Here is a 3,933-nt window from a genome sequence, read left to right as displayed (position 1 = left end):
GTGGCAGGTGGGAATCTCAAGCCTGCCTGGGCCGCATAGCATAGGGCGGACTCGCGTCAATCGCAGACAGTCGCGAACGACAATACCCTATGACCATCTCCAGAGGGTTTCTGGACAAGCTCAGTGTCCCCAATAAAGTGGCAGGGACTCGGACAGAGGCTTGGACGGAGTGCCGGGAAAGCAGCGGGACAAACGATGGTGGTGAGAGTGAGACCGACAGTGGGAGCAACCGCAGGAGCAGTGATTGGGGCAGGAATGGAACCGGCAACTTGTCCGGCGCTCGGGCGTGCAGTGGCGCAAGCTGCTGCTCCGGGCGCGGGTGAAGCGGCCGTTCCCACGCTCGCTGAGATTGCGGTCCAGAGGACTTGAGGGAGTGCGGGGATAACGCTCCGGCCCGCAGCCAGTGAGACGACGGGCGCAACTGCCGCACACAGACCTTGGCCCACTACAGGAGGAAGGCTGTACCCAAATATGGGAGGAGCGACCACCGGGCGGGTTCTCAACCACTTACCCGCTCTGCCGTGGGACCGAGTTCGGCCGTCACTTCCCCCGGCATCATCCCCTAGCTGTAGGGATTTGAACCGCCCCCAGAAAGACCAGGCTCCTGATTGCGTGTACTACATATTCTCTCGGCGGCCGGAACCAGGCCTAAGTTCTTCATTCTCAATTCACTATTCACCATTTCCGCCCTGACCCCTCCTATGCCTACCCCGTAGCCTGGCACCGAGCAACGCGGCATACCTTGGAGCACGAGATGACCAGAGCATTGAGTCGAGCTTTGAACCGAGCAATGCCGCGAGCTTTTTCTGGTGCAATACACCGGGCGATGTCATGAGCTTTTCGGCGTACAATGACGCGTGCAATGGTTCACGCATTGCGCGACGCAGTTCGAGATGGAGTTGATGACGCTCTTGCCTGAGCAACGGAGTACGCAGTTGAGTACACATCTGCCGGAACTCTCCGGCGAACAATGACAGGCACTTTGAGTGACACAAACGCGCTCTCAGCGCGAGGGCCGAACATCAGAACCTGTCCCGGCTTGGGGCACGGTCCGATTCCCGGCCTCGGCGGCAGCTGTGGAGTAGAGTGGTGAGACACCGTTTCGGGCTGAAGCTCAATGCGGGCCTGGCGGTCGGCGGCTTGAGCTAGGGGACGAGACGGAGGAAGCGGCGCTTGCCGACTTTCAGGACGGCAGGGCCGGTGGCTTTGACGAGCAGGCCGGCGTCGGCCACGCGCTCGTTGTCGAGGTAGAGCGCTCCCTCAACCAGCTTGCGGCGGGCTTCGGTCTTGGAGGGGAGAAGGCCGGCGGTGACCACAAGGTCAATGATGTTGATGCCGGCGGCAGGAACCTTGAACTCGGGCATCTCGTCCGGCACCTGTTTGTCGCGGAAGATGCGGTCGAACTCGGCCGCCGCGTCGTCGGCCGCCGCGCGCGAGTGGTAGAGGGTGATAATGTCTTTGGCCAGCTCGACCTTGATGTCGCGCGGGTTCTCGCCCGCTGCGAGCCGTTGCTTCAGAGCCGCCAGCTCCGCGTCGGGCCGGTCGGTGCAGAGCTCGAAATAGTTCATGACTAGTGCGTCGGGGATGGACATGAGCTTCCCGAACATCTCGCGCGGCGGCTCGGTAATGCCCACGTAGTTGCCGTAGGACTTGGACATCTTCTGTACACCGTCGAGGCCCACGAGCAGCGGCACGGTCATCACGACCTGCGCCTCTTGTCCGTACTCGCGCTGGAGTTCGCGCGCTACCAGCAGATTCCAGTACTGGTCGGCGCCGCCGAGTTCGACGTCGGCTTTGACCGCGACCGAGTCGTAGCCCTGGAACAGAGGGTAGAGCAGTTCGTGCATCTGGATCGGGGCGCCGGCGGCGAGCCGTTTCTTGAAGTCTTCGCGCTCGATCAGCCGGGCGACCGTGTACTTGGCCGCCAGCTTGATGACATCGGCGCCGCCCATCGGGGCGGACCACTCCGAGTTGTAGCGGAATTCACATCGGGCGGGGTCGAGTATCCGGAACATCTGCTCCTGGTAGCGCTCCATGTTCGAGCGGATCTCGTCCATCGAGAGCTGAGGTCGGGTCTTGGACCGGCCCGAGGGGTCGCCGATGCTGGCGGTGAAGTCGCCGATGATGGGCACGGCAATGTGGCCCGCGTCCTGGAATTGCCTGAGCTTGCGAAGCCCGACCGCAAAGCCCAGGTGGATGAGCGGCCCGGTCGCGTCGACACCATACTTCACACGTAGCGGCTTGCCGGTCTTCTGCGATTTTTCGAGCTTGGCCGTCAGCTCGGCCTCGGTTTCGAGGCGGTCGATACCGCGAAGAAGAGGGGCGAGGGGCGAGGGGCTAGCGGCTAGGGGCGGGGAATCGGCCATCGGTGTTCGGCGCTCGTCGTTCGGCACTTGGCGTTTCTCTACATCCGGTAGTTGCCGAAGTTCTCCGGGGCCATGGTCCGCATCTTCTCGCGCAGTTCTTTGAGCCGGTCCTCGTCCTGGGCCGTGATCCACTGGCCGGCCTTTTCCATCACCGGTTCGGCGACGTATATAGGTGCCTCGCAGCGCAGGGCGAGGCCGACCGAATCCGACGGCCGAGCGTCTATCGCTATAACCCGGTCGCCGGTTTCCAGAACCACCTCGGCGAAGAAGGTTTCGTTTTCCAGTTTGGTCACTATCACGCGGCGGACACGTCCCTGCAGTCCTTCGACCATCAGCCGCATGAGATCGAGCGTCAGCGGCCGGGGGAACTTCGTCTTTTCGAGGGCGTAGGCGATGGCCGAGGCCTCAAGCGGGCCGACGAAAATCGGCAGAACGCGATCGCCGTCGCGCTCGCGCAGGAGCACGACCGGCGAGTTGTTCACATTGTCGAGGAGTATGCCTTCGACGCGGACTTCGATCACGCAGGTTCTTCGGCGACCCAGAGCTTCACTGTCGCCGAGACCTCGTGACCGAGCTTGATCGGGATGTCGTACACTCCGGGAGCCTTGATTGGCTCGGTGAGAACGATGGAGTGCTTGTCTATCTCGTGACCCTCTGCGGCCAGCAGGGCGGCGATGTCGGCGTTGGTGATAGAGCCGAACGCGCCTTCCTGGCTCATCTTGATGGTCGTCTTCACCGAGACCAAGCCGAGGCGGCTGGCGAAGTCAGTGAGCCGTTTGGTAATCTTGGCCTGCTTGGAGGCGAGTTGCTGCTTGATGGACTCAAGCTGCTCGAGTTGCGCTTTCGTCGCCTCCAGTCCTAACTTGCGAGGGAAGAGGTAGTTGCGCGCGTATCCAGGTTTGACGTTGACGACCGAGCCCCGGGAACCGACGCGGTCGATGTCGGCCAGCAGAATGACTTTCATCAGGGGTTGAACGGAAGCAGCGCCATGCTGCGGGCGGTCTTGACCGCACGGGCCAGGCGGCGCTGGTGACGGGCGCAGACGCCCGACATCTTGCCGGACACGATCTTGCCCTTCTCGGTCAGGAAGTCGCGCAGGTGCGGATCCCGGTAGTCCACCTCGGCTACGCTCCGGTCACAAAAGTAGCAAGTTCTCTTGCGGCGAATTGGTTGTTTTCTTCTCATAGCGTGTCTGTCAGGATAGAGAAAAAGCCGTGAGTGTCAAGGAAGGCGCGTCCGAGGAACGGGCGAAGTCCGGAGTCGGAAACAAGGAGTTCCCGCTCACTCCATTCTCCTTGAGGAGAGGCAGAGCGAAGCGAGGGCGAGGAGGTGACTGCCGAAGCTTGACACCGCCGTGCTGCCGGGTAGCCTTCACCAGAGTGTTCCGGCCGTTACAGAAGCTGCAACCAGGAGGTTGACGATGAGATTCCTGCTTCCGCTCTTGCTGCTGGCGGGCCTCGCGATGGCGGTCGAGCCCTACGTGGGGGTCGGCGCGGTCCAGCCACTCCCTTCGGGGATGCACTCCACATATCGCCTGATGCCCGGCTTGAACCTGGGTGCCAGGCTT

Annotated in this window: 4 protein-coding genes; all 4 read right to left on the bottom strand. The window is 62.3% G+C overall.

Annotated elements, in window-relative coordinates; all coding sequences use genetic code 11:
- Positions 1-1,145: 1,145 nt before the first annotated feature.
- Genes FJY68_13740 through rpsR form a run of 4 tightly spaced genes read right to left on the bottom strand, consistent with a single transcriptional unit; the run spans position 1,146 to position 3,551 of the window.
- Complete coding sequence (locus FJY68_13740; protein ID MBM3332887.1) at positions 1,146-2,366, bottom strand: tyrosine--tRNA ligase; 1,221 nt, start codon at positions 2,364-2,366, stop codon at positions 1,146-1,148.
- A 38-nt stretch (positions 2,367-2,404) separates the two neighbouring features.
- Positions 2,405-2,908, bottom strand: coding sequence for a bifunctional nuclease family protein (locus FJY68_13735; protein ID MBM3332886.1), 504 nt, complete (start codon positions 2,906-2,908; stop codon positions 2,405-2,407).
- Positions 2,884-3,330 carry a 50S ribosomal protein L9 gene (gene rplI / locus FJY68_13730; GenBank protein ID MBM3332885.1) on the bottom strand — a complete coding sequence of 149 codons (447 nt, stop codon included), beginning with the start codon at positions 3,328-3,330 and terminating at the stop codon, positions 2,884-2,886. Before rplI ends, FJY68_13735 begins: the two co-directional genes overlap by 25 nt.
- Positions 3,330-3,551: a 30S ribosomal protein S18 gene (gene rpsR, locus FJY68_13725; GenBank protein ID MBM3332884.1), complete on the bottom strand. Its 222-nt coding sequence runs from the start codon at positions 3,549-3,551 to the stop codon at positions 3,330-3,332. The genes rplI and rpsR overlap by 1 nt, the downstream gene beginning before the upstream one ends.
- Positions 3,552-3,933: the final 382 nt, after the last annotated feature.

The sequence above is a fragment of the candidate division WOR-3 bacterium genome (assembly GCA_016867815.1).
Taxonomy (GTDB): Bacteria; Hydrothermota; Tepidihabitantia; order Tepidihabitantales; family Tepidihabitantaceae; genus UBA2258.
Note: the sequence above shows the minus strand (reverse complement) of the source record. Positions and strands in the feature narration are given on the sequence as shown.

Coding starts and splice junctions, on each gene's coding strand:
- FJY68_13740 (MBM3332887.1), bottom strand. CDS start 2,366: ATGGCCGATTCCCCGCCCCTAGCCGCTAGCCCCTCGCCCCTCGCCCCT.
- rplI (MBM3332885.1), bottom strand. CDS start 3,330: ATGAAAGTCATTCTGCTGGCCGACATCGACCGCGTCGGTTCCCGGGGC.
- rpsR (MBM3332884.1), bottom strand. CDS start 3,551: ATGAGAAGAAAACAACCAATTCGCCGCAAGAGAACTTGCTACTTTTGT.